Source organism: Tundrisphaera lichenicola, from assembly GCF_051175385.1.
Classification (GTDB): domain Bacteria; phylum Planctomycetota; class Planctomycetia; order Isosphaerales; family Isosphaeraceae; genus Tundrisphaera; species Tundrisphaera lichenicola.
Genome location: NZ_CP195106.1, coordinates 4571306 through 4596686, shown reverse-complemented (window position 1 = coordinate 4596686; position 25381 = coordinate 4571306). Strand labels below are relative to the sequence as shown.

The following is a 25381-nucleotide window of genomic DNA, read 5'->3' as shown; positions in this document are numbered from 1 at the left end:
CGCATTTACCAATGTATCAAAATTTCCATATCAATCATTTTCTGGATGACGTTCGAGGGATCGCCCCGCGATTCGTCCCGCCATCCGGAGCTTCTGATCGGTCGGCAGATGTCGAATGTACGAAGACTTGGCCGCGCCCAGCCAGCGAATCTCTCGGCCTTCGTAGCTGATGACGACCCGGGTCAGGATCGGGCCTGGATGTCCGATCGCCAGTGCTACCCCTCCGGGGAGATTGGCATTCTGATCGATGACGTTGTAAGCCAGGCCCATCGCCGCGGCGAAATGGGCATAATCGACCCGGGCGATCTCCGTGGCGGTCGTCCGGCGAAAGGTCGGCTCCTGAAGCATTTGCATGTAGTGATACGTGCCGTCATCCAGGACGAAGAACTTGACCGGCAATCCCGCCCGGGCGGCGGTCGACATCTCGAGCCCCGACATCAAGAAGCAGCCGTCGCCCGAGATGGAGGCGACGACACGGTCTGGACGGACTTTCTGGGCACCCAGGGCCGCGGGAATGGCCCAACCCATCGACTGATTATTGGCAGGGGTGAAGTACCGTCGAGGTCCGGACAGCTCGATCGCCTCGGCCGCCCAGTGCGAGGACGCGGTGACATCGACGAAAATTAACTCGTCCGGCCCGAGCGCGCAACGGAGCTGAAGCAGGAAGAGCATCGGGTCGACACCCTGGGTGATCTTCTCTTTCTCATGCTCGCGACGATCCTGCTCCCGGAAGTGGGCGATCCTACGGACAAGCCCGGGATTTGCGGGGCGACGGATCGAGGGCGCATCCCCAATCAGACGGTCGAAGAAGAGTCGGGAGTCGGCATTCACACCGACGCAGGCCGGGACATTCCGACCGATGTTGGCCGGGTTTGCATCGACGTGGATGACCTTGTCGTGTTCGGGGATGTTGAAGCTGGCGGTCGAGTTCTCGCTATACTTGACCCCGACCGCCAGGACGATGTCGACCTCCTTGAAGGCCTTTTCCGCCGTTCGGGTCCCCTGGGCCCCATAGCCCCAGCCGACGGCCAGTGGGTGGGAGTCGGAGATTGCACCTTTGCCGCTCACGGACGTGGCGACCGGCGCTTGCAGGATCTCCGCTGCGCAGGCCAGGGCCGGGCCGACGTCCAGGCATCCCATTCCCGCATAAATCCCGACCTTCGATCGACGATCCGACAGCAAACCGACTGCTCGCCGATAGGCCGACTCGTCGAAGGCAACAGGGTAGGGGGGCGGAGGCACACCGTCGTATTCCCAGGTCTGCGTCAGGAAGGGGAAAGGGAGGACCACCGCCACCGGTCCCGGCTCACCGGCTCGGGCAACCCGGAACGCGTCGTGAATCAGAGCCGGAATTTGCGAGGGATGTTTGACCTCGAAGACCGCCTTGCAGAGCGGGCGAAGGACCGGCGTGCTTGCCGTGGAATGGACCTGGAAGGAGGGAGCATCCGGCCTCCGATCGACGTCGGTGATTAACCCGACGATCGGAACGCTATCGAGCAGCGCCTCACCGATTCCGGTCAGCGAGTTGGTCAGTCCGGGCCCCGGGACCACGCTGAACACGCCCACGTTCCCGGTGGCGCGGGCCGAGCCATCGGCCATCACGCTGGCCGAGGCCTCGTTGGTCACCAGAAGATAAGGCATCCCGGCCGACTTCATCGCGTCCCAGAACTCGTTATTCTGGGCACCCGGGACCCCGAAGATACAAGGAGCACACTCGACGCAGAGGGCTGCGACGGCCGCCTGAGCCCCGGTCATCCGGCCCACTACCCTCCGCGAAGGTTCGGGCGGGGGGAGGGCGGGCGGGAGATCCGCGCGAGCGAGGTCCGGCGCGAGTGCCGAAGAGATCGCCCCGGCGGCCCCGAGGACACCGAGCGCTTCGCGACGATTCAGGGGAAGATCCACGAGGGCGCCCTCCTTGGCGAGCTGGCCGATCGGGGGACGGACCGACATCCTGGCGGGCCATCCACTGACGATAATGCTCGTTTTATCGGAAAGAGTCGGGGGATAGATCATCCCGCGCCGGGAGCCCTTGGTCTTCAATCACCGCCGGATCGCTCCACTCCGATTAACCGTTGCAATCGGACCAGGAATGACTCGTCGATGTTCTCGGGGAACTGGCGGAGATGTCGGATACACTCCAGAACGATCGGCCCCCGGTAGTCAATTGCGTCGAGCGCCTTTACCCATTCGCCCCAGTCGAGCGAACCTAGGCCGGGGGGCAGGTGGGCATCCAGTGCACCGTCATTATCGTGGACGTGGGTCGTCCCCAATCGTTTGCCCGCGGCGATCGTCTCGGTCGCGGGGTCGGCCGAGATGTGAGCATGGCCGGTATCCAGGGCCAGAGCGACTTCGGCCCGACCGACTTGATCGACGAGAGCGGCGAGATCTTTCATTCGGCTACCCGGATGAACACCAGGCGGCATGTTCTCGACACAAAGAGTCACCCCGGTCCCTCGGGCATGATCCGCCAGGGCGATCAGCCCAAGCGCCAGGGAATCGGCCCGCTCCACTGCATCCTCGGGGGCGGAATAACCGCCGGGATGCACGACGAGGAAAGTTCCCCCCGCAAGCAGGATCCAGTCGATGCAGAGTTTCAGATCGTGAACGCTCGCTCGATGGGTCGAGGGGTCCGGATTCCCCAAGTCGACCCGATTAGCCCGAATGGTCCGGCCCCCCCAACATCCGTGCACACTATGGACGGAGAGACCAAACTCTTCGGCTCGTCTTCGCACAAGAACCGGGTCGGGCTGGGATTTCCAGTCGGGCAAGACCTCGACGAGCGAGGCACCGATTCGACGGGCGATTTCGAGGTCGATCGCGACTTCTAGCTTCGGAAAGCCGTAAGCGATCATGGTTCCCAAATTCCGCCTGATCTCGGTCGATATCACCATGACGGGATTATCCTTGCGTCGCTCGGGGGTGAGCCCCCTTGTCGTCGGAGGGTTAGCAAGGCATGATATCGGGACGATTCATGATCTAACCACTTGAGTCCACCCGCGAGTTGAAACTGCGGGTGGATCTCTTGGATTGGCTTTTTTTCGAAGCTCGAACGCCCGCGCCGCGGGGCACCGGACGTGGGAAAGGATGATTGGGAATGCCGCCTGTCGCCTTGGTCGATCCCGCGACAATTGACACCACGCGTGTCCTGGCCGATCGGGAGGCGATTCGCAGGGGCAATCCCCAGCGGTTCGAGATGGAGCAACTGACCGCGATCGTCCATCTCGACCCGGCCGAGCACCTGGCCATCGGATACAAGGACGTGGAGGCCGACGAATTCTGGGTCCGTGGCCACATGCCCGGATACCCCCTCATGCCCGGCGTCTTGATGTGCGAGGCTGCGGCGCAACTTGCTAGTTATTACTGTCACGTCATCAACCTGGCCGAAGGAAGCTTCATCGGATTCGGCGGCATGGAAGACGTCCGATTCCGGGGTCAGGTCCGGCCTGGCGATCGGTTGGTCCTCGTCTCCAAGGCAAGCCGGGTGCATCGTCGCCAGACGATCTTCGAGACTCAGGGTTTCGTCGGAACCAACATGGTTTTCCACGCCAGGATCATCGGCGTCCCGCTGCCAAAGACCGTCTGATCGTTTCCCACTCCAGAATTGCCCGGGATCCTGATCGAACGATCAAGGATTTCGGGGCATGCCTCCCCATGCAGAGCATCATGATCGATCCCTCGCCCTATCTCATCGATTACGACTCGTTATCGCCACTCATCTCCTGGCCCGAATTATTCGGTAACGACCACCCGGTCGAGTTGGAGATCGGGTCGGGAAAAGGATTGTTCCTAGTCAACGCGGCAACGGCAGAGCCAGGCCATAACTTCTTCGGCATCGAGATGGCCAAGAAATATGCCAGAAAGGGTGCCGAGCGTGTCGCCAAGAGAGGGCTTGCAAATGTCCGGGTCTTGCCCGGCGATGCCCTTCTGTTCATGAGCCGCTATGTCCCGCCGGCGAGCCTCTCCGCCGTCCACGTCTACTTCCCCGACCCTTGGTGGAAGTCTCGGCATCGGAAGCGCAGGGTGTTCGCCGAGCCATTGGTCCTCGACGTCGAACGGACGCTACTACCCGGCGGCGACCTCCACATTGCAACGGACGTCGAGGAATACTTCGGCGTGATCCGTGACTTGATGACGACCCACCCTCGATTTCAGGCCCAGCCCGAGCCACTGCCGAAGCCGCCGGAGCACGATCACGATTACCTGACCAACTTCGAGCGTAAATACAGAATCGAAGGTCGACCGATCTATCGGGCTCATTATCGATTCGACGTGTCACAGTTTATCTAAGAAACTATCTCAAAACTAGGTCTCGGCTTGCAGCCGATGAAGCCTTCGATACCACAGCAAGCCACACGCAAGTTGAATCAAGCCCAGGTAGTTGAATGAATTTCTGTCGTAGCGCACCAGGATCGCGCGGCACTTCGACAGCCAGGAGTGGGTCCGCTCCACTACCCACCGGCGGGGCCTGTGCTTTTTTTCCCGCGCTTTACCACCTTCTCCTCTCCGATCCGGCGGATGTGCGGAGTGTGGCCCTTGGCCGACGCCGCCTCACGCCCGGTCGGATTGTCGTAGCCCTTGTCCAGGCAAAGGTGCTGCGGGGCCTCCGGCGTCGGCTCCGGGCGGTCGACCACGATCGCCTCGATCGTCGCCGCCAGGAGCTTGGCGTCATGGACATTCGCCCCGGCGATGACGGCCCCCAGCGGGCCGCCGTCCTGGTCGACGATCACACTCCGTTTCACGCCGTTTTTCCCGCGATCCGTCGGATTCGGGCCGACCTCGTCGCCTCCGAACCGCGCCTTCCCCATCGCTCCGTCAGCACTTTGCCACTCCCACAAGACGCCTCCGAGTTCGCCGCAGTCCTCAACCAGGACGGCCCAGATCTTCTCCATGACGCCGTTCTTGTTCCAACGCTGGAACCAGCGATGGACCGAACTGTCGTCTCCGAACCGCTCGGGCAACCGGTTCCATTGGCAGCCGGATCGCATGCGGAAGATGACCCCGTTGAACGCCGCCCTCCAGTCGGTGCGCTTCCTGCCCCCTTTGGCCGGGGGTGGTGGCGGGGCGTCCTCCAGCAGGATGGGCTCGATCTTCGCCCACAACTCGTCCGAGACTTCCCAGATCGTTTCGAGGGGCTTGACCGCCCGCTTCTTCCGTCCCATCGCTCGGTCTCCTTGGTCTCTCCATGAGAAACCGAGGGGCCGAGCGGAGGCAAGATGGCTTTTGAGATAGTTTCTAAACATCAAGGCCCAGCTGACCCGAGGTTCTTTTCGGGTCAGCTGGGCCTGGTTACAGTTTGGTCGAGATCAAGGACGGACGGGCCGTCGGGCCGCCGGTGGAACCCACTGCAGGCCGCGAGTGGCCGAAGCTTCCGCTTCTTCATTGGCCCTCCGGAGTTCTTCCTCAGCGGTTTCGGTGGTCTCTTCGGCCACGATCGCAATCGGCTGAGGATGCAGAGTCAGGTCGATCGCCGAGGCCCTAGTTGCGCTGTAGATCGGCGCGGCCCAGAGCCCGAGGACGACCGTGAGGACCGAACAGGCGCCAATGGCAGTGGCATTGGGCCAGGTCAGGCTCGGCTTGAGCGGCGGGCCGATCGGATCGCGGTAATACATCGCGACCACGATCTTGAGGTAGTAATACGCCCCGATGGCCGAGTTCAGTACTCCGATCAACGCGAGCGATTGATACATCATCGCATCGGAAGCTTTGGAGGCCTCGAAGGCCGATACGAACAGATTGAACTTTCCAAGGAACCCCGCGAGTGGCGGGATGCCCGCCAGACTGAACAGGCAGATGGCCATCGCCAGGGCCATCACGGGGTGAGTCCGGACCAATCCGGCCAGATCGTCGAGCGTTTCAACCGGCCGCTCGGGCGTGCTCAGGCCGATCAGGACCGCGAAAGCTCCGAGAGTCATCAACGCGTACGAAACCAGATAGAAAAGGACGGCCTCGCTCCCCAACTCCGCCGGCTGTATGACATCGTGATTGACGATATCGCCGTTTCGGAAGGCAACGGCTACACCGATCATCAAATATCCGGCATGAGCGATGGAAGAGTAGGCGAACAGCCGTTTCAGGTTGGTCTGGGCCAGTGCCACGGTGTTGCCGAGGGTCATGGTCACGACCGCGATGATCCAGGCGAGCACCGCCGCCTGGTTGGTCAGGAGATTATAGGGAGGAGCCATGTCGGTCGGAATCACGGCCGTGAGGGTACGCAGTATCGCGACGAATCCGACGCCCTTGGGGATCCAGGCAAGGAGCGCAGTAACGATCGTGGGAGACCCTTGATAGACGTCGGGAGCATAGAAATGGAACGGAACCGCCGCCACCCGGAAGCCAAGCCCCGCCATCACGAAGACGATGGCGATGATAGCGAAAATCGAGTGAGGAACCCCGGGGAGCGTGGCCGAAACCTGCGAGAGGTAAGACAGAGCCTTCAGGTTGCTGACCCCCGCCATCCCATAAAGATAGGCCAGGCCGAAAAGCAGTAGTCCCGAGGAGAAGATGCTGAGAAAGAAATACTTGGTCGCCGCTTCCTGTGTGCTCGAGGTCCTCCTCGATAGGTACAGGAGCAGGTAAGTCGGCATGCTGACGAGTTCGAGCCCGACGAACAGGAAGACGAGCTCGTTCGAGGCGGCGACGAGCATCGCCCCGGCGTTGATGAAAAGGAGCGAGCCGAAGAATTCGGGGGCTCGACCGTCGTCGACCTGGTCGTGGGCCATCGCCAGCACCAGAAGGCCGGTCAGCAGGAAGAACAGCCGGCAATAGCCCGACATCGCGTCATTTAGCGCGACGGATCCATAAGGATCCGTCACCTGATTGCGCAGGAAGATCAAGGCAAGGAGCGAGACGACCAAAGTTGCCGCCGAGGCCGCCGCCCAGGTCCTCCGGGGGAGTCGAACGAACGCCCCGAGCGTCATCATGGTCATGGCCGAGAGCAGGATCAGCAGCTCCGGCAGGAGGATCAGGAGCGTTTGCCGGGCATTTTCGAGGGCAGTCATCGACGGGCGGACCTCGGTGGTTGGTGATCGGGTCTATCGAGCGGCGGGTCAGCGCTGGCCCTTCCCGGGAGCTCGGACGGCCGTGGCGGGGACATCAGCCTTGGCGATTACGGGCTGTGGGCCGGCAATCTCGGGCGTGCTGATCACCGGAGCGTTGGCCACAATCGGTGTACGTGGCTTGGTCAGGTTCTCAACGATCGTTACGAGTGGTGGCTTGATCCGGTCGAGGAATGGCCCTGGGGAGATACCGATGAGTACGATGAGGATCATCAGAGGAGTCAGGCCCGCGATTTCATGCCAGGCAACTGGCCGGACTTCGTGGTGAGCTGACGAGTCATGCCCATCATGACCGTGGCCGAGATGGGCCGAGGGTTCGTGAAGAGGGCCGAAGACCACTTTCTGAAGCATCAGCAGGAGGTAATAGGCACCCAGGATCATCCCGAGAGCAGCGAAGATCGCGTAGATCGGCCTCGACTTGTACATACCGGCGAGGATCGGGAATTCCCCAACGAACCCGTTCAGTCCCGGCAAGGCAGCTGAACCGAGGGAGGCCAGGATGATAAAGAACGCCCATAAAGGAAGCCGTTTCCAAAGACCGCCCAGTTCGCCCATGTCGCGGGTATGGTATCGCTCGTAGATCACGCCGACGCAGGCGAACAAGGCTCCCGTCGTCAGCCCGTGATTGAGCATCTGGATCACGGCGCCCTCGATCCCGGTCGCGTTCAAGGCGAACAACCCAAGAAGGATGAACCCCATGTGACTGACCGAGCTGTAGGCAACCAGTCGCTTGACATCACTCTGGGCGAGAGCGGCCAAGGCCCCATAGAGGATGCCGACCACAGCAAGGGTCGCCATCATCGGAGCGAGGGCCTGGGCTCCCAGCGGAGTCATGGCCATGTTGAATCGGATGAACCCGTAGCTCCCAACTTTGAGCATCACGCCGGCCAGCAAGATCGATCCGGCGGTGGGTGCCTCGACGTGGGCCAGGGGGAGCCAGGTATGGAACGGGAAGAGCGGTACCTTGATCGCGAAGCCGGCGAAAAGGAGCAGGAAAATCAGAACCTGGGGAGTTCCCCAGAACGCCTTACCTTCTCGCCAATCGCCCCAAGTGTGCAACGATTGCCACTCCGGCCAGGGAAGCGCGGCCAGTTTGGCGGTCAATTCGGGGATCGAGAACGTGAGCGTGTGATCGACCGAATGCTGGTAATTCACCACCACCAGGGCGATCACGCCGATCAGCGTCAGGAGGCTACCGGCCAGCGTGTAGAGGAAGAACGTAACCGAGGCTCGCCTACGCTCCGGCCCTCCATAGATCCCGATCAGGAAGAAGAGCGGGATCAAGGTGAACTCGAAGAAGATGTAGAAAAGGACCACATCGAGACTGGCGAAGAGCCCGAGCAGGCCGGTCTGCAAGGCCAGCAGCAAGGCGTAATGCGCGGGCGCCCTGGTCGTGACCGACTCCCAAGAAGAGAAGACCGCGGTGATCATCAAGAGCGAGGTCAGGGCGAACATCCAGAGGCTGATCCCGTCAATCCCCAGCGCGAATCTCACGCCGTACTGGGGCAACCAGGAAAGCCCGAGCTTGCCATCAGTCCCCGAGAAGGCGAACTGCGGCCCGGCCAGGTCGGTCTGAAAGGCGTAAACCAGGACCATCGAAAGGCCGAAGGTGACGAGCGTCACCCCCAAGCCAATCGTTCGAGCCGTCTTCGTGGGAAGCTGAGGCATGGCGAACAACGCCACGCTCCCCGCCATCGGCAGCAGGACCGTCAACACCAACAAGAGAGCCATCGCGAGGTCCTCGGCCGTTTACGAGAGGTCGGGGTTCCGGTTTTCAGATTCCAGGATTTCCGATCGAAGAATGCTTCTGCAATCAAAAATCCGGAGATCTGACAGATCGTTCTGAGGGTTAGATCAGGAACAAGAGAGCCAGGAGCAGGACTCCCACACTCAGCGCGGTCACAGCCGCATAATATTGGATCAGGCCATTCTGGATCGGTCCGAGAAGTTGCTTGCCGACCAGTCTCGGAATCCATGAGATTCCCTGGACGATCCCGTCGACCAGGAATTTATCCAGGAATTCGGCGGTCACGCCCAGGAGGCGGGTCGGCCAGACGATGATCGCGGTGTAAAGCTCATCGATGTAGAACTTGTTCAGAGAAGCCCGGTAAAGCGGACCGAGAGCGGCGGCGATCCGACCGGGGACGGTGCTCGGCTTGAAGTAGAGCGCGAAGGCCAGGCCGAGCCCGAGAAGAGCGACCGTCGTACCCACAATCGGAGTGGCTAGATCGGCCGGGGCCTCGACGGCATGCTCGGCACCCTCGGCGTGAAGCCCATGGGTCAATTCGAGGTGATGCTCGAACCAGTGAGTCGGCCCAAACGCCAGACCAACCAACGTGGCGCAAACCGCCAGGATCATCAGCGGAATCGTCATCGACGGTGGCGACTCATGACCGAAGTGAGAGTCATGGCCGTCTGCGTGTCCATGTCCCGTTGCATCGTGACCGTGCGAATCATGATGAGCGGCGTCGGGTTCGGTCGCCCCGTGATGCGGTGAGGACGAAGGGTCGGGCAGTCGTTCGGGACCCCAGAAGGTCATGAAGTAAGCCCGACCCGTATAGAAGGCGGTCATGAAGGCCGTGAGGACCGCCACCCAGTAGATCGAGTGATAAGCCCAGCCCCAGCCCGTTCCTCCCGAGCCGTTGGCCGCCTCTCCGGCCCGCTTCAAGGCGATCAGAATCTCATCTTTACTGTAGAAGCCTGCCCAGATCGGAAAACCGCACAGTGCCAAGGCACCCATCGCAAAGGTGAGGTGTGTGATCGGCAGCCGTTTCCGGAGACCGCCAAACTCCCGCATGTCAATCACCCCGCCCATCGAGTGCATCACGCTCCCCGAGGCGAGGAAGAGCAAGGCCTTGAAGAACGCGTGGGTGAAGAGATGGAACATCCCGGCGATGATCGCGAAACCAGCAACCCCTTCGACCCCCGCCCCCAGGGCCATGAACATGTAACCCAATTGACTGACGGTAGAGTAAGCCATGACTCGTTTCAGGTCCGTCTGAGTGAGCGCGATCGCCGCCGCCAGCAGCGCCGTGATGCAACCGATCACCGAGACGACGATCTGAACCTCGGGCACCTGGACCAGAAGAGGAGTCGATCGAGCGATCAGGTAGACGCCCGCAGTGACCATCGTCGCGGCGTGAATCAGGGCCGAGACCGGAGTCGGACCTTCCATCGCGTCGGGAAGCCAGACGTAGAGAGGAACTTGAGCACTCTTGGCGGTCGCCGCCCAGAAGAGCAGGAGCGGGATGCCGATCAGGGCTGCATGGGGCAGGGCGGCGATATTGGCCTCGTCCAGGAAAGCTCCGTAGCTCAGGTCGCCGCCCGGAGATAGGGTCCACATCCAGAAGATCGCGATGGCGAATCCCACGTCACCAACGCGGTTCACCAGGAAGGCCTTCTTGGCCGCTGCGGCCGCTTCGGGCTTGGCGTACCAGAACCCGACGAGGAGATACGAGCAGACGCCCACACCCTCCCAGAAGGCGTAGGTCAGCAGGTAATTCGAAGAGAGGACCAGCCCGGTCATCGAGAAGACGAAGAGGCCGACAACCGCGAAAAACCGGGGATATCCCGGATCACCCGCCATGTAACCGGACGCATAAATGGCGACAAGCGTGGCCACGAAAGTGACCATGGACAGCATCATGGTCGTCAGGCCATCGGCCTGGAACTGGATCGGGACGGTCAGTCCGGTGAAGTTCAGCCACCCGATCGGAGTGGGCGTGGCCTCGGTCGAGCCGACGCTGCTGAGCAGTCCCATGGATATCAGGAAGGCGAGCCCAATCCCGGCCACGACCGGGAGGTGGGATTGCTGCTTGAGCCACTTGCCGCCGACGGCCGCGATCAGCCCGCCCAGGAGCGGAAAAAAGGGCACTAGCCAGGCGTTGCGAACGAGGGCGTCCATCAGTGCGCTGCTCCCGAAATCTTGGCGATCCGCAGTCCGCGATCAGTCCCGACGCTGGGCCCACGCCTCGGTGGGGTGGGCCGGCTCGACACCGGCGGTCAGAAGATGAGGATAGGTCTCAACACCATGCAACGGTTCTGCATCCTCGGCGTCAGTGTCGGGTTCGATGGTCGCCGGCAGGCCGGGCTCCCGGATTTCCTGCCAGAGCGAGACGTCCAGGGAGGACCGGCGATTGAAAAGGATCAGGATCAAGGCGAGGGCGATCGACGCCTCGCACGCGGCGACCGTCAGGATTACGATCGTGAAGACCTGACCGGTCCAGTTCCCATGATAACGGCCGAAGCCAACCAGGGTGGTCGCGACCCCCTGGAGCATCATCTCGGCCGAAAGGAACATGACGATCATGTTCCGACGCGAGAGGAACCCGATCATCCCCAGGGCCATCAGCGCGGCCCCTATCAGCAGATAGTTCGTCAGCATATCGAAGCCGAATGGGGCATTGGGCATGACAAGGCTCGCGAGGATCGGGGGTCGAAGGGCCGGAGGACTCGGAGATCAAAGTTTCGGCGACGAATCGGCGGTCGAGGGCCTGATGGGGGCCTTCGGTGTGGCAATCGCAAGGGCCCCAATCAAGGCGACGAAGAGAAGGGCTCCGGCGAGTTCCACGGTCACCAGATGGTCGGTATAGAGGGTTCCACCCAGTCCCGCGACGTGCCTGTTAAAGGCCTGACCGTTGCCGGTGGCCTCGGGCAACCTCGAAGTCTCCGGGAGGGACCTCGAGAGGACCAGATACTGGTTGGATGTCATGGTCTGAGGCACCAGGAGCCTCTGGAAGGCCGAGATGACGGGTGCTTTTGCCGGATTGGCATCCGGCTTGCCTGTTTCGGCAGTCCGGAGCGATACCACGGCGAATGTGACGCAGAAGAGCAGGAGGAAACTGGCCAGGGTCGCCCAGAAGGGCGAGCGTGCCATCCGGTCGTAGACCGCCCGGCCCTCCTTTTGGGCGAGCATCAGCACGAACAGGAACGTGACCACGATCGCTCCGGCATACACGATCACGGTTCCCGCGGCCAGAAACTGGGCCCCAGAAAGCAAGAAGAGTCCGGTAGACGAGAGGACGACGGAGGCGAACCAGAGAGCGTTGTGGATCGGATCCCGGCTGATGACCGTCAGGATGCCCCCGCCCACCGCGGTGAAGCCGAAGAGGTAGAAGAATGCCCGACTGATGAAATCGCCCCCTTCAGTCTTCCAGAGGAGGGCGAAACTCAACACGGCCAGGGTCGAAAACGCCAATCCAACCCGATAGCCGAGTTTCGGCCGGGCCCGATCGTGCTTCTGGGGGAGCAGCAGGTAGGTCCCGGTCGCCCCTAGGACGATGGTCAGCAGGATCTTGATGATTTCGGAGTTGGGGAGCGTATCCACGGTCTCGGTCGTCCTCGGGCGGTACGGGTCCGGGTGAGTTTCGGCCTCTCGGTTCAGGACTGCGAGAATGGCCCGGAGGTCACCTTGGTCGGGATGACTTCGGTGGAGACCGGCGCGCCAGGAGCGGGAGGTTTGTTGTATTTCATCGGCTCGGCGTCCTTGGTCAGATCGAAGACCGAGAGGAGCTTGGCCTTGTCGAAGATCATCTGCTCGCGGGAGAGGCCGGTCAAGTCATAGAGGCCGGTCAGTTCGATCGCCTCGACCGGGCAGGCCTCCTCACACATTCCACAATAGATGCAGCGAAGCTCGTCGATCACGAAGCTCTCGCAATATTTCTCGCGGTCAGGCCAGGTGTCCGGAGCGGTGGCCCCGACGATATCGATGCAATGGGCCGGACAGGCCGTGGCGCAAAGCATGCAGGCGACGCACTTGACCCGGCCCTGGTCGTCCTTGTTCAGACGATGGACGCCCCGATAATTGGGCGGCGTGATGTGCTGCTCTTCCGGATACTGGACCGTGACCGATCCGTTGCCCAGCGTGGCCCCGAGGATGTGCTTGCCGGTGATCGCCAGCCCCCCCAGGATCTGGGGGATATATGTCTTTTCCAGCAAGGTCAGTTTCGGCGGGGTCACACGCTTGAGGTTCGCGTCGTCGGCCTTCATCGCGCTCGCTCCGTATCTCGGGCCGGTGGGCCGATCAATAGAACTTGAAACCCAGGATGTCCCGGAGCGTGTACAAGAGGCACGCCGTGGCCGTCAGGTTGATGAGGGCCAATGGGATCATTCGCTTCCAGGCCAGGTCCATCAACGTGTCGTATCGGAACCGGGGGAGTGTCCAACGGATCCACATCATGAAGATGATCATCAGCAGGACCTTGGTCGAGATCACCGCCAACTTCGCCAGGGCGGGAATCCACCCGGTCTGTTCCTGATCCAGGACGAAGGGAAGGTCCCAGCCTCCGAAGAAGAGGATGACGGTCACGAAGCTGACCGTGATCACGTGGAGGTACTCACCGAGGAAAAACATACCGAACTTGAGCGAGGAGTACTCGGTGTGGAATCCGCCGACCAGTTCCTGCTCCGATTCGGGCAAGTCGAAGGGGAGGCGGTTGGTCTCCGCAAACCCGCTCACGAGAAACAGGAGGAATCCGATAGGTTGGGCGAAGCAGCCCCAGATATTCCGGTCTTGCCAGTTGACGATCTCGTTGAGGTCGAGCGTCCCGGTGATCAGGACCATCCCCAGGATCGACAGGCCCAGTGGGATCTCGTAACTGATCAGCTGAGCACTCGATCGGAGCCCACCGAGGAACGAATATTTGCTGTTAGAGGCCCAACCCGCCAGGATCACCGCGTAAACCGCCAGGCTGCCGATCGACAGGATGTAAAGAACGCCGATGTCGATGCCCGGGGCAATCTGGAAGTCGATCCGGTGTCCGAATAGCGAAGGGGCTGTCTCGCCGACCGGGCCGAAGGGGACCACCGCGAAGCCGATCGTGGCCGCGATGATGGCAATCGCCGGGGCCAGAATATACACCGGCTTGGCCACATAACCGGGGGTCACGTCTTCCTTCAAGACCATCTTGGCCCCGTCGACCAACGCCTGGATCAGGCCAAATGGGCCGACGCGATTCGGGCCGATTCGGTCCTGCGCCCAGGCGGCGATCCGCCGCTCCAGGAGGATCAGGTACGCGACCGTTCCCTGGCTGATCCCCACCACGGCGAGGATCTTTACCACGATGATCACGAGATCCCAGAATGCCGTCCAGTTCATCGGCCGCTTGCCTTTCTGATACCCCAGGGAGAACCGTCCGGTCGCCGATCGGTCGCGTCAAGCATTCGGGCCACCCTTCGGGCTCGGCTCGCCCGGCCTGTCCCCCTTGAGTCGGCGAGGGATCTGCCAGGGGTCGTCGAATCGACCTCCAACCCCCGCCGGGACGGCCCCATTCTCATTTTGCTGGCCCAGCAGTACCCCAAACTCGTGGATCACGCCGCCGTCAGCGACCGAGAACGCGGGGACCACCCCGGAAAGCTCGGCCAGGACGTCGCGCGATCGCACCGGGCCTCCCGCTCGTCCCATCAGCACGGCGAAGATATCGAGGTCGGGCAGGGCGCCATCGCGAGGGGGCAGGCTTGCCTCGGCGTACTGGAGTCGCCCATCGGCGTTGACGTAGCAGCCCGCCTTCTCGGCGAATGTCCCGCCCGGCAGGACCGCATCGGCCAGTTGGGCCAGGGGCGTAACCAGGGTGTCCTGGACAACCAGGAACTGGACCCCGGCCCGGAGAGACTGGGCTTCGGCCTCGGTCCCCCAGGGTTCGATCGAATCGGATGTGAAGTAAAGGGCCTTGAACTCGCCCGAGGCAGCCCGCTTGCTGATGGCATCGAAGGAGATGACTTCTCCCTGGACGTGGGCCAGGATCGCTTCGATTCCCTTTCGGTTCGGGCACTTCTCGGCGTGGATCGTGAATGGTCGAGGGACGACGAAGCTGGTATCGCCCGACTGCCCCTTGTTGTAGTTGGGCATGAAGGTCTGATCTTCGCCCCGAGTCGAAATCGGTCCCAGGGCCAGGACATTGGCCGGGTTCAATTCCTTGAGGTAGGTGGCCATCAGATAGGCCTCCTCGACCGTCAGGAACGGCGAGATCACGCCGGCGACCGGGCTGCCGTCCTTGGCCAGTTGGCCAAGTTTCTGACCAACGAGTTTCAGGGCCTCGTCGATCGGGACTGGTCCGAGTTGACCCGAGGCCTTCGCGTAGGACGAGTGGAGAAGTCCCGGGTCATTGGCTGCCTTGTAGCTGTTACGACCTTCGTCGCAGATCCAGTAGTCGTTGACGAGCGGGTTGTGCCTCGGGGAGAACTTCCAGATCTGGCCGCGGTTCTCGCCGGCCTTGACGTTGCAACCGGTCGAACAGCCGACGCAGATGGCGTCGCGATTCGAGAGGAACCAGGAGCGTTGTTTGTGGAGGAAATCCTTGTCGAGCAGGGCACCGACCGGGCAGAGATCGACAACGTTGCCCGCCAGGGGATTGTCGAGAGGGTGGTCCGGGAAAACGTTGATCTCGGCGTGATTCCCGCGGGCCATCACCTGGAGTTCGCCGGTCTGGGTGATCTCGCGAGTGAACCGGACGCAACGGGTGCACATGATGCACCGGTCCTGGTTGAGTTGAATCGCGTCCGAGACGTCTTTCCTCGGGTTGACGGTCCGCTCTTCGACGAATCGATGGTTCGACTGTCCGTACTCGTAGCTGTAATCCTGCAGGCCGCACATCCCGGCCTGGTCACAGACCGGGCAGTCGAGCGGGTGATTGATCAGCAGATACTCCATGATCATCCGCTGATGTTCCTGGACCTTGGTACTGTTGGTTACCAGGACCGTCCCGTCCTTGGCCGGCGTCTGGCAGCCGGGGACGAGCTTGGGGACCATCTTGATCTCGCCGGTCTTCGGATCCTTCGAGCCGACCTCGATCTCGCACATCCGGCAATTGGCGACGACGGACAACGCAGGATGCCAGCAGTAATAGGGGATCTCTTCCCCGGCCAGCTTGGCGGCCTGGATGGCGTTGAGCTTCTCGCCCTCGGGGAGCGTGTGTTCCTGACCGTTGATGATGATGGTCGCCATCGATATTCCTTCGAGGGGCTCGGCACGGGCCCGGGGGCGATCGGCTCTCGGTCTCTGGACTCGGATCAGGAAGTATGCGGTGAACGGAGGGCCGAGGCGGGGCTCGGCAAGATCTGGAGGGCCGCGTTGGTCGGGTCCGCCGAGACTCCGGCGGCGATGGACTTCTGAAGCGGAGTGACCAGCGGGCGGGCCGACTGGTGCGTCCGGATGTATTCTTCCAGCTCGGGGCGGAACTTCTTCATCACGTTCTTGACCGGCCAGGCGGCGCCGTCGGCCAGACCGCAGATGGTCGTGCCCGGGGTCAGGCCCAGGTTATCGGCCATCTGGCTCAGCACGTCCAGATCCTCAATCCGTCCGCCCCCGGCTTTGATCCTCGAAAATGTCTTATACATCCAGGTAGTCCCCTCGCGACAGGGGGTGCACTGGCCGCAGCTCTCATGGGCGAAGAACCGCGAAGTGTTGTAGAGATAGTCAACCATGCTCGTCTGGTCGTCCATCACGGTGACGGCGGCGGTCCCGAGCCCCAGGCAGCCGGTCTTGCGGATCTCCTCAAAGTCCAGCGGGACATCCTGCTCGTCGGCCGACATCACACCCATGCTGATTCCGCCCGGCACGGTTGCCTTGAGCTTCCGACCTTTCCAGACCCCGCCCGCATGTTCCTCGACCAACTCTCGAGTCGTCACCCCGAGCGGAAGCTCGACGCAAACCTGCTTGTTCACGTGACCCGAGACGCAGTAAAGCTTCGGACCGTAGCTCTTGGGAGTCCCGATCGACTTGAACCAATCGGCCCCTCGCTCGATGATGTGCGGGACGCAGGCCAGGGTCTCGACATTATTAACGACCGTCGGCTTGCGGAATGCCCCCTCGATGGCCGGGAAGGGGGGCTTGATCCTGGGCCAGCCTCTCTTCCCTTCCAGGCTCTCGATCAGCCCGGTCTCCTCGCCGCAGATGTAGGCCCCGGCACCCCGGTGGCAGTAGATCTCCAGATCGAAGCCCGACCCGTAAATATTCTTGCCCAGGTGCCCCGCGGCCCGAGCTTCGGCAATCGCCCGCTCCATGATCCGGAAGGCGTGAATGTATTCGAACCGGAGATAGACGTAAGAGATCGACGCCTTGGTGGCGAAGCAGGAGATCAGAATTCCTTCGATGAACTGATGAGGGTCGAGCTCGATCAACTGGCGGTTATTGAAGGTCGCCGGCTCCGACTCGTCGCCGTTGACGCACATGAAGGTCTGCGATCGCTCCTTCGGCAGGAAGCTCCACTTCAGACCAGTCGGGAACCCGGCCCCGCCGCGACCCCGAAGCTCGGACTCCTTGACGATTCCGATGACCTTGTCGGGGTCGAGCTGGGTCAACGCCTTGCGGGCTGCTTGGTAACCGCCGCGTGACTCATAGACCTTGAGGGTGTGGCCATCGGGAACGGCAAAGTTCCGGGTCAGGACGGGTTCAAAGGCGGCCATGTTCAAGAACTCCACAAGGGCCGGGGGCGGGGTCCGGCTTGATCCGACCCGGGATCGGCGATCGCGCCTCGGAGGAGGGCGGGCCCATTGAATGATTCACGGTACGATCCAGTCGAAGACAGCCTCAGACCCGAGACTCCGAAGGGACGGCCGGGCCATCCGAAGGCTCGAGTCCGTGGGACGGATCAATCGGGCCTTTCTTCAACTCGTCGAGCATGGCGTCGACCTTTTCGGGGGTGAGCGGCCCGTAGATCCGGCCATCGTCGGCGAGTGCGGCGGGTGCGAAGTCGCAGATTCCCAGACATTCGGCGAATTCGACGGTCAGCTTGCCGTCGGGTGTCGTCTGCCCCGAACGCACACCGAGTTTCGTGCAGGCGTGTTCGAGCATCTCATCACCGCCGGTGATCATGCACGATAGAGAACGGCAGATCCAGACCCGAACGTCGCCGATCGGAGCCTGCGGGAAGAATCCATAGAAGCTCATCGTGTCGTGAACTTCGGCGGGCGTGATCTCCAGCAACTCCGCGATCTCGGCCATCGCTTGATAGGGCACGCAACGAAGATACTCGTGGACGATGTGCAGGGCCGGGAGCGTGACCGCCCGCTTGCTCGGATATCGCGGGACGTAAGCCAGGATCTTCTCCCGGATCGCATCGGTGAGGATCGGCGTCGTCGCTTCGGCGGCCATCGTTCGGTGTTCCTCCCACGCAGCTCGAATCTCGGACTCAATCTCTCAGGACTCTCGCGAGGCCTGAAACCCATCCCTTAGCGATGATAATCAGCGATCCAGCTCGGCCGCGATGATGTTCAGACTCCCCAGGATCGCCACGATGTCAGCGATCAGGTGATCTTTAATAATGTGCGGGAAGACCTGGAAGTGGATGAACGAAGGCGGCCGGGTCCGGGTCCGCCAGGCAGTCTGGCTGCCGTCGGCCACGAGGTAATACCCCAACTCGCCATTCGAACTCTCGATCGCGGCGTAGACCTCGTTCCGGGGCGATTCCAGTCCTCGGTTGGGCATGATCAGCTCGAAGTGCTGGATCAAACCTTCCATGCTGTTGTAGACCGTCCCTTTATCAGGCACCGCGAACTTCTCGGCGATCGGAACATTGACCGGACCGGTGGGCAAATTTTCCAGGGCCTGATGGACGATCCCCATACTCTGATAGATCTCTTCCAGGCGAACCTGGAATCGGGCGTAGCTATCGCCTTCGGTGGCGTAAGGCACCTGGAAGTCGAACTCCGGATAGGCCAGATACGGCTCATCCTTCCGGAGATCGTAAAGCACTCCGCTCGCCCGGGCAATCGGCCCGGTGCAGCAGAGATTCATGGCATCCTCCTTCGTGAGGACACCAACACCCCGGACGCGATCCAGGAAGATCCGGTTGCGGAGGACCAGCTTCTCCAGGTCGGCGAGGGCCTTGGGGAGGCTCTTCATGACCGTCCGGATTCGTTCGATCACCCGGTCATTGAAATCATGGAGCACGCCGCCGACGCGAGTGTAGCCCGGGTGAAAACGGTAGCCCGACATCTCTTCATAGACGTCGTAAATCAACTCGCGCTGATTGAAGCAGAAGAGAAAGGCGGTGAATGCACCGAGGTCCAGCGCCGCAGCCCCGACGCAAAGCAGATGGTCGCTGATCCGGGCCAGCTCGCCGATGATGATCCGGATGTACTGACAACGCTTGGTCAGTTCGATGTCGAGAAGCTTCTCGACGGCATTGTGCCAGGCCACCTCATTCAGAGGAGGGCTGATATAGTTCTTGCGATCGGCGATCGTCACATACTGGTTGAAGTTAAGATGCTCGCCAAGCTTCTCGAAACCCGAATGAAGATAACCGATGTCGGGCGTGGCCTTGACGATGCGCTCGCCGTCCAGTTCCAGGATCAAGCGGAGTGTGGTATGAGTCGCCGGGTGCTGGGGGCCGAAGTTCAGCGTCCAATGGAAGTCTTTCGACTCCGCGCCAATCTCCGGTTCGTCGAGCAAGTTGGCCGGCATGGTCGTTACACCTGGAAGGAGCAGGGTTCTCGATTCAATCTGAAATTTGGAAACTTCGGGCTTGGATACGAGCGAAAGCGGTCGGGATCAGGATTCGCTTCGAGTGAGCCTCGGGAAATTATGCCGCTCGCCCCGCCCTCGAAGCGGGTAGTCTTTACGGAGCGGGTGCGCCGAGAACTCCTCGGGCATGAGGATCCGACGGAGGTCGGGGTGGCCGGCAAACTTGATCCCGTACATGTCGAAAACTTCGCGTTCCATCCAGTCGGCACCGGCCCAGAGCGGGACGGCCGAGGGGATCGTCGGCTCGGGATCGTCGACCCCCACCTTCAGGATCAACCGTTCGTGCGAATCGAGGTTCAGGAGGACATAGTGAACCTCGAACCGGGGTTTACCGGCAGGTCGATCCGGATATCCCAGGTAATCGACGCCGCCAAGCTCGGCGAGGGCGGTGAATCCGCACTCATTCTTCAGGGTACCGAGAACCTCGATCAACCGATCGGGCGACACGAAAAGTCGGAAATTGTCCCGAAAGCTCTCGGTCGGGAAGGTCCCTTCGCCGAAGACGCGAGCCAGGGTCGCCAGGGTCTCGGCATGGGGTTCAGTGGCGGCGGCCTCGGTCACTTGGTCAACCCTCTCGAATAGCGTCGATCGATCAAGCGTCCGCGTTCGGTCCAAGGTTCACGGCAGATGGATCGCCCGCGATCGCCCGGTCACTTCGATTCATCTCGACCCAACAGGCCGGTACCGCCCGGGAGGCGATAACCGAAACGAGACTCGTCACCTCGCTCCTCGGCCAATGCCAGGCCGGGCGCGAGGACCTGCTTCTCGATAAGCATCTTTTCACGCGACTGCAATTCGGGCAGGCCATTGTTGCCGAAGAGCGTCCCGCCCTTCTGGATCTTGGCTTGGAGATCCATCAACGCCCGGAGGATTTGCTCGGGACGAGGTGGGCAGCCGGGGATGTAGACATCGACCGGCATGAAGCGATCGGCCCCCTGGACTACCGCATAGGTATCGAAAACGCCACCGGTGCAGGCACAGGCCCCCATGCTGATGCACCACTTCGGCTCGGGCATCTGGAGCCAGATCCGCTGAAGGACCGGCATCATCTTCATGGCGATCCGACCGGCGATGATCAGCAGATCACATTGACGAGGGCTAAACCTCATGACCTCGGCACCGAATCGAGCGATGTCGAAGCGGCTGGCACCCACGGCCATCAACTCGATCCCGCAGCAAGCCGTAGCGAAAGGCATCGGCCAAAGGCTGTTCTTACGGCTGTAATTCGTCAGCCAATTCGTGACATCTTCAACCTTGCTGATGATGGTCCCTTCGGGAACTTCGATCGAGCCGCGGGGCCTGATCTCGGCGACGGACCCGGTCGAATTCAGGGCCGGCGTGCCCGGGCCGCCGGCAGTCGGGATTCCTAACGCCACTCGAACACCCCCTTACGCCAGGCATAAGCGAAAGCAGCCGCCAGAACCACGATGAAGACGAGAATTTCCAGGAACACCACCCCGCGGAATGCGGGCGGGATGCCCGGGGCCACGGAGGCCGCCACGGCCGCTTCAGCCACGGCGGCATGAGCATCGACGCTGTACTGGCCGACCGCCCAGGGGTAGAGGAAGAGAAGTTCGACATCGAACAGTAAGAAAACGATCGCGACCAGATAGTAACGAACATCAAACCGCTGTCGGGCATCGCCGATCGGGTCCATCCCCGATTCGTACGGCATCTGTTTGACGGCCGTCGTCTTTCGAGGACCTATGATCGCATTGATCAGCAGCATGCTGATCGCGGTGAAAATCGCGACCAGTATGAACACGAAGATCGGCGTGAATTCCGTACCCATGAATGTCAGGCCCGCAATCTGCCGGAGGACCGCTTCGTGAAGAGTTTCACAAAGTAGGACCAAAAATGATCCCGGTGAAAACCGGGAGATAGTGTCATCACTCGACGACCACGATCATACGCCGGAATTGCGGGATCGCAAGAGGCCACCGAGTCGAACTTTCAATCACCCATTCCGCGAACTGCGTTAACCGGCGGTATTGTAGGCCTGGGATGAACGAGCGTCAAAGTTTGGAGGGAATCTTGGCCACCGGCGACACCCGTGCTCATCGAGGAGGGGGAACGGTGATCGAGGCTGGGTTGGGGGCGGCCTCGAGAGCCGGATCTGACGAGGTCGAGGGCCTGGTTGTCGTCGGAGGAGCCGGAGCTCGGCCCGGTTGGGTCGAACTGCCCGCCCGGCTCGGCCGCCTGTAGGGAGACGGGGCTGCGACTCTCGGGCGGACCGAAGACGACAAGGGGGCCGTCGTCCTGCCGGGCTTGACCACCTCTGGTTTCGACGGCTTCTTCGCGTTGGCTTCTGCTGCTTTCTCCTTCGGAGTGGAAGCCGGCCTGTCGAGCGAATAACCTCGATATTCGCGGAGCAGTTGTGATCGCTTCAGTGGGTCTCTTTCGACCATGATCTGTTGATAGAGTTCCTGACGCTTCTTGTACCTCTCGGCAAATTCTTTATCTGCTTCGACTTTCGGCTGGAACTGGGGCCTAAACTGTCGGTCGTACCGCCGATAAGCCTCGAAATACGGCATCCGGGTGGTTACCCCTCTGTCGAATTCCAGTCCCGAATCGCTTTCCAATGATTCCGTGAAATCCTGGAAGGTGTTGACACGAGGACGAGTGATCAAGGGAACATTGTCGAGTCGAGCTTGCCCGGGCATGCTCGGATTGATCCCGAAGTTCGGAGACGCGAATTCCCGGTAGTCTGCGTACCCGGAATTTCCATAGGGATTGAAAACATTCCCCTGTGCCGACGCGGTCGAGGCCCAGGCCGAGGCCACCAAAAGGGCCAATGTCAGTCGTCCGAGACTCGTCATCATTCGAGTTCTCCTTCCCCGAAATACTTCCAGAGCGCGGACCGGGGATCTCGCGCGATCCGAAGTCGAGGATAGGCAAGCATAAGGCAGGCCGAAGTGCTGCCCGTGTTTGCGTATCACCCTTTACTCTAACATAGTAAGTCGGGTGCTCCAACCGGGTCGATCTGGCATCGGATCTCCACCTCGCGAACCTTCGATCCGACGCGGGAAATGGCACACGGCCGTGGAATTGCATGGGGGATGAGCTATGATGGGGGACCGTCATGGGTCGATTTAACTCGTGATGGTCGGTCCAGAGGCTCGTTCAGCCTCCGTTGGATCCAATCGATTGGAGTGCCTCGATGTTCGTCGCGATCCTTGTACTGGCGCTCGTCGGGGCTGATGCGGCGACCCCTGATCCGACAGTCTTGATCGGCGAGCTTGGGTCTCCTCGTTACCGGCAGAGAGAGTCGGCCGAGGTATCCCTGACCAAGCTTGGTCGGAATGCGATTCCGGCCCTCCGATCCGCGTTGGGGTCGCGAGATCCCGAGATTCGACTACGAGCATCCTCCATCCTAGAGCAGATCGAGGCAACTTTACTGGTCGAACCCACACCGATCTCGTTCGATTATCGGGATGTTCCGATCCTCGACGTGATTCGCGATATCAACCATCGATCTGGTCTCTCGCTCCAGTTCATCGCCGAGGATGGTCAGGTCGGGGATGCACCCCGGATCACGCTCCGGGCCGACGAGCCCCTCCCGTTCTGGGAAGGCATCGACGCTCTCTGCAAGGCAGGAGGATTGCATTACGAATTTGGAGCAGCCCCGCCCGTCACTCATCGCGATCGGACCTTTGCGATTTATCGAGGGCCAAGTTCGTCCGACGAACCCATCTGGGACAGTGGCCCCTTCCGGACCGCCCTTTCGAGCGTTCATTACCAGAGCGAAATCCATCTTTCGAGGTCAAGGCCCGCTCAAGGGATAGACGAAGTTCCCCCAGCAACGGGTGAGGATCAAGCAGGCCGTCCCTCGGCTCCGAATCGCCAATTCTATTTCCAGCTTATGACGGCGGCCGAGCCCCGGCTCTCGATCACCCGCAACGGAGACCCCAGGGTCACGGAGGCCTTCGACGATCAAGGGAAGTCGCTCCTGATGCCGGCGGCACATGCAACTCTCCAGCGGGCTTCGGGCTATTTTGGGATCAATCCTTCACCTCACATTCGGTTTCGGATCGACCTGACCTATCCCGACTCATCCGGCCGCCGGGTACGACGGCTGAAAGGTTCATTGCCGGTCCTCGTCTCGACCCGGAAGCCCGATCCGTTAATGATTCCACTGGACGGTGCCACGGGAAAGAGTTTCCGGAGCGCCGATGTTGACTTGAAAATCCACGAGCTTCGACGAGCCCAGGACGGTCAAAGTGCGACGATCGAGCTATCTTTAAAGTCGATCGGAATAGGGTCGAAGGTCGTCGAACCGGATATAGATCCGCTTGCGGCCCGCCTCGAATCTCCCCAGGAGCAACTTGAGATCCTGGATGCCACGGGCGAGCCTCTGGATTGGTTCCCTTCCAGCTCGACCTTCGATGGCGAAGAAATTCGACTGACGCTCAGCCTGATCCCTCAGAATCGACCAATCCGACCTTCCATGATCGTCCATCACGGCATGACGCGTGTCTCGACCGAAGTGCCTTTCGAGTTCCGGGATCTCCCCATCCCTTGACTCGGTGAGATCATCGGCGTAAGGCTGGGCCTATCGGGTCAGGACGAGATTGTCACGGTGAATGACTTCGTCATACAGTGCCGATCCGATCGCTAGCCGGGCCTGCTCGGTCCGGAGGCCTCGAATCTGGCGGGTGTCGAGTGATGGGTAATTAATCAATCCCCTCGCGAATTCATGGCCCTGGGGATCGCGGACGCCGACCACGTCTCCTTTCTCGAATTCGCCGATAACCTCGACGATCCCGATGGCCAGCAGGCTCCGGTCGCCCGATTCGAGCGCGATCCGGGCCCCGGCATCGACGACCAGGTGGCCCCGAGGTCGAGCGGTGCTGCCGATCCAGCGTTTCCTGGCGGCCTGGGTCGCCCCTCGGGCCAGGAAGAGCGTCCCGACCGGCTCTCCCGCCAGGATCCGAGTGAGCGGCTCGGGCTTCTTTCCCGACGCGATGATCACCGATCCCCCAGCCCTCGTCACCAGGCCGGCCGCCTGAAGCTTGCTCCTCATCCCGCCCGTCCCGAGGCTGCTTCGACTATCGCCGGCCAGCCCCAGGATCTCATCATCGAGGTTGGGGACCAGAGGGACCACCTCACCGATCCCGGAGGATCCGGGGTCGGATCGGCAAAGTCCGTCGACCACGCTGAGGATAACCAACAAGGGTGCCTGAAGAAGGTTGGTGACCATCGCGGCGAGTTTGTCGTTGTCGCCGAACTTGATCTCGTCGACGCTGGTCGTGTCGTTCTCGTTGATCACGGGTACGGCGTCATACTCGAAGAGGGCAGTCAGGGTATTCCGCATATTCAGATAGCGTGGTCGGCTATCGAAGTCCTCATGAGTGAGGAGGAGCTGGGCCGCGTGGCGACCGTGCCTTCGAAACCCTTCATCATACGCCCGGATGAGGTAAGCTTGGCCAACGGACGCGGCGGCTTGAAGCTGTCGGAGGTTATCGGGGCGGCGGGGCAATCCTAGCTGGCCAATCCCTGCTCCGACGGCCCCCGAGCTGACCAGGGCAACCCTTCGACCCGTGTCCGTCACGGCGCTGATCTGCTCGGCCAAATGGCCGATCCGACCGGGATCGAGGGTCCCGTCTGGGCCGGTTAGCACACTCGTGCCGACTTTGACGACCCAGGTTTGGGCCGAAAGAACCACATCGTCTCGGACCAGATCGCGGACCATCGGGGGGCGGACCTTTCGGAGGAAACGTTTCTGAGGAAGGAGTTTACCACCACGCCGCAAGACAACCTGGTTGATCCGAACGTGATGATCGGCCACATCCTGACGGTGTGGTCTTCAAGTCGCCTCGCTCATGAAGGTTGTCGGTAGAGGTGTTGCTCATTATAATCTGGCGGT

General features: G+C 61.4%; 20 protein-coding genes. 2 read left to right on the top strand and 18 right to left on the bottom strand.

Annotated features, from left to right (window positions below; translation table 11 throughout):
• Window positions 1–30: 30 nt before the first annotated feature.
• A complete protein-coding gene (locus tag P12x_RS18095) occupies window positions 31–1950 on the bottom strand; it encodes a thiamine pyrophosphate-binding protein (protein ID WP_435005864.1) in 1920 nt (639 codons plus the stop codon).
• Between the two features lie 86 nt (window positions 1951–2036).
• The gene (locus P12x_RS18090) at window positions 2037–2852 is read right to left on the bottom strand and encodes a sugar phosphate isomerase/epimerase family protein (protein ID WP_435005862.1); all 816 of its coding nucleotides are present in this window, start codon (window positions 2850–2852) and stop codon (window positions 2037–2039) included.
• 242 nt (window positions 2853–3094) lie between these two features.
• Between P12x_RS18090 and P12x_RS18085 the strand changes: the two genes are divergently transcribed.
• Both P12x_RS18085 and trmB read left to right on the top strand, forming a co-directional pair.
• Window positions 3095–3583, top strand: a complete 489-nt coding sequence (locus P12x_RS18085; RefSeq protein WP_435005861.1) for a 3-hydroxyacyl-ACP dehydratase FabZ family protein — start codon at window positions 3095–3097, stop codon at window positions 3581–3583.
• Window positions 3584–3651: 68 nt separating this feature from the next.
• Window positions 3652–4287: a tRNA (guanosine(46)-N7)-methyltransferase TrmB gene (gene trmB, locus P12x_RS18080; protein WP_435005860.1), complete on the top strand. Its 636-nt coding sequence runs from the start codon at window positions 3652–3654 to the stop codon at window positions 4285–4287.
• 15 nt (window positions 4288–4302) lie between these two features.
• Here trmB and P12x_RS18075 read toward each other — a convergent pair.
• The 16 genes from P12x_RS18075 to proB all read right to left on the bottom strand — a co-directional run bounded on the left by P12x_RS18075 (window position 4303) and on the right by proB (window position 25207).
• Window positions 4303–5159, bottom strand: a protein-coding gene (locus P12x_RS18075; protein ID WP_435005858.1) for an IS5 family transposase whose coding sequence is annotated in 2 segments (ribosomal slippage) — window positions 4303–4493 and window positions 4493–5159 — 858 coding nt in all. Because the reading frame shifts where the segments join, the coding sequence is not laid out codon by codon here.
• Window positions 5160–5303: 144 nt separating this feature from the next.
• Window positions 5304–6998, bottom strand: a complete 1695-nt coding sequence (locus P12x_RS18070; RefSeq protein ID WP_435005856.1) for an NADH-quinone oxidoreductase subunit N — start codon at window positions 6996–6998, stop codon at window positions 5304–5306.
• A 48-nt stretch (window positions 6999–7046) separates the two neighbouring features.
• Window positions 7047–8786, bottom strand: coding sequence for a complex I subunit 4 family protein (locus P12x_RS18065; protein WP_435005855.1), 1740 nt, complete (start codon window positions 8784–8786; stop codon window positions 7047–7049).
• A gap of 118 nt (window positions 8787–8904) precedes the next feature.
• Window positions 8905–10959, bottom strand: a complete 2055-nt coding sequence (nuoL, locus tag P12x_RS18060; RefSeq protein WP_435005854.1) for an NADH-quinone oxidoreductase subunit L — start codon at window positions 10957–10959, stop codon at window positions 8905–8907.
• 42 nt (window positions 10960–11001) lie between these two features.
• Complete coding sequence (nuoK, locus tag P12x_RS18055; protein WP_435005853.1) at window positions 11002–11466, bottom strand: NADH-quinone oxidoreductase subunit NuoK; 465 nt, start codon at window positions 11464–11466, stop codon at window positions 11002–11004.
• A gap of 48 nt (window positions 11467–11514) precedes the next feature.
• Complete coding sequence (locus tag P12x_RS18050; RefSeq protein ID WP_435005851.1) at window positions 11515–12381, bottom strand: NADH-quinone oxidoreductase subunit J family protein; 867 nt, start codon at window positions 12379–12381, stop codon at window positions 11515–11517.
• A 53-nt stretch (window positions 12382–12434) separates the two neighbouring features.
• The gene (locus tag P12x_RS18045) at window positions 12435–13043 is read right to left on the bottom strand and encodes a NuoI/complex I 23 kDa subunit family protein (protein ID WP_435005850.1); all 609 of its coding nucleotides are present in this window, start codon (window positions 13041–13043) and stop codon (window positions 12435–12437) included.
• Window positions 13044–13077: 34 nt separating this feature from the next.
• A complete protein-coding gene (gene nuoH / locus P12x_RS18040; protein WP_435005849.1) occupies window positions 13078–14151 on the bottom strand; it encodes an NADH-quinone oxidoreductase subunit NuoH in 1074 nt (357 codons plus the stop codon).
• A 57-nt stretch (window positions 14152–14208) separates the two neighbouring features.
• Window positions 14209–15996 (bottom strand): molybdopterin-dependent oxidoreductase, encoded by a 1788-nt coding sequence (locus tag P12x_RS18035; protein ID WP_435005847.1) that lies wholly within the window; start codon window positions 15994–15996, stop codon window positions 14209–14211.
• Between the two features lie 65 nt (window positions 15997–16061).
• Complete coding sequence (nuoF, locus tag P12x_RS18030) at window positions 16062–17456, bottom strand: NADH-quinone oxidoreductase subunit NuoF (protein ID WP_435005846.1); 1395 nt, start codon at window positions 17454–17456, stop codon at window positions 16062–16064.
• 124 nt (window positions 17457–17580) lie between these two features.
• Window positions 17581–18144, bottom strand: a complete 564-nt coding sequence (locus tag P12x_RS18025) for an NAD(P)H-dependent oxidoreductase subunit E (RefSeq protein WP_435005844.1) — start codon at window positions 18142–18144, stop codon at window positions 17581–17583.
• A gap of 90 nt (window positions 18145–18234) precedes the next feature.
• Window positions 18235–19455 (bottom strand): NADH dehydrogenase (quinone) subunit D, encoded by a 1221-nt coding sequence (gene nuoD / locus P12x_RS18020; protein WP_435005842.1) that lies wholly within the window; start codon window positions 19453–19455, stop codon window positions 18235–18237.
• Between the two features lie 87 nt (window positions 19456–19542).
• Window positions 19543–20076: an NADH-quinone oxidoreductase subunit C gene (locus P12x_RS18015; RefSeq protein WP_435005841.1), complete on the bottom strand. Its 534-nt coding sequence runs from the start codon at window positions 20074–20076 to the stop codon at window positions 19543–19545.
• Window positions 20077–20165: 89 nt separating this feature from the next.
• The gene (locus P12x_RS18010; RefSeq protein WP_435011686.1) at window positions 20166–20780 is read right to left on the bottom strand and encodes an NADH-quinone oxidoreductase subunit B; all 615 of its coding nucleotides are present in this window, start codon (window positions 20778–20780) and stop codon (window positions 20166–20168) included.
• Between the two features lie 101 nt (window positions 20781–20881).
• Window positions 20882–21307: an NADH-quinone oxidoreductase subunit A gene (locus P12x_RS18005; RefSeq protein ID WP_435005839.1), complete on the bottom strand. Its 426-nt coding sequence runs from the start codon at window positions 21305–21307 to the stop codon at window positions 20882–20884.
• A gap of 2760 nt (window positions 21308–24067) precedes the next feature.
• Entirely contained in the window at window positions 24068–25207 is a 1140-nt protein-coding gene (proB, locus tag P12x_RS18000) for a glutamate 5-kinase (RefSeq protein ID WP_435005837.1), read from the bottom strand.
• Window positions 25208–25381 lie beyond the last annotated feature (174 nt).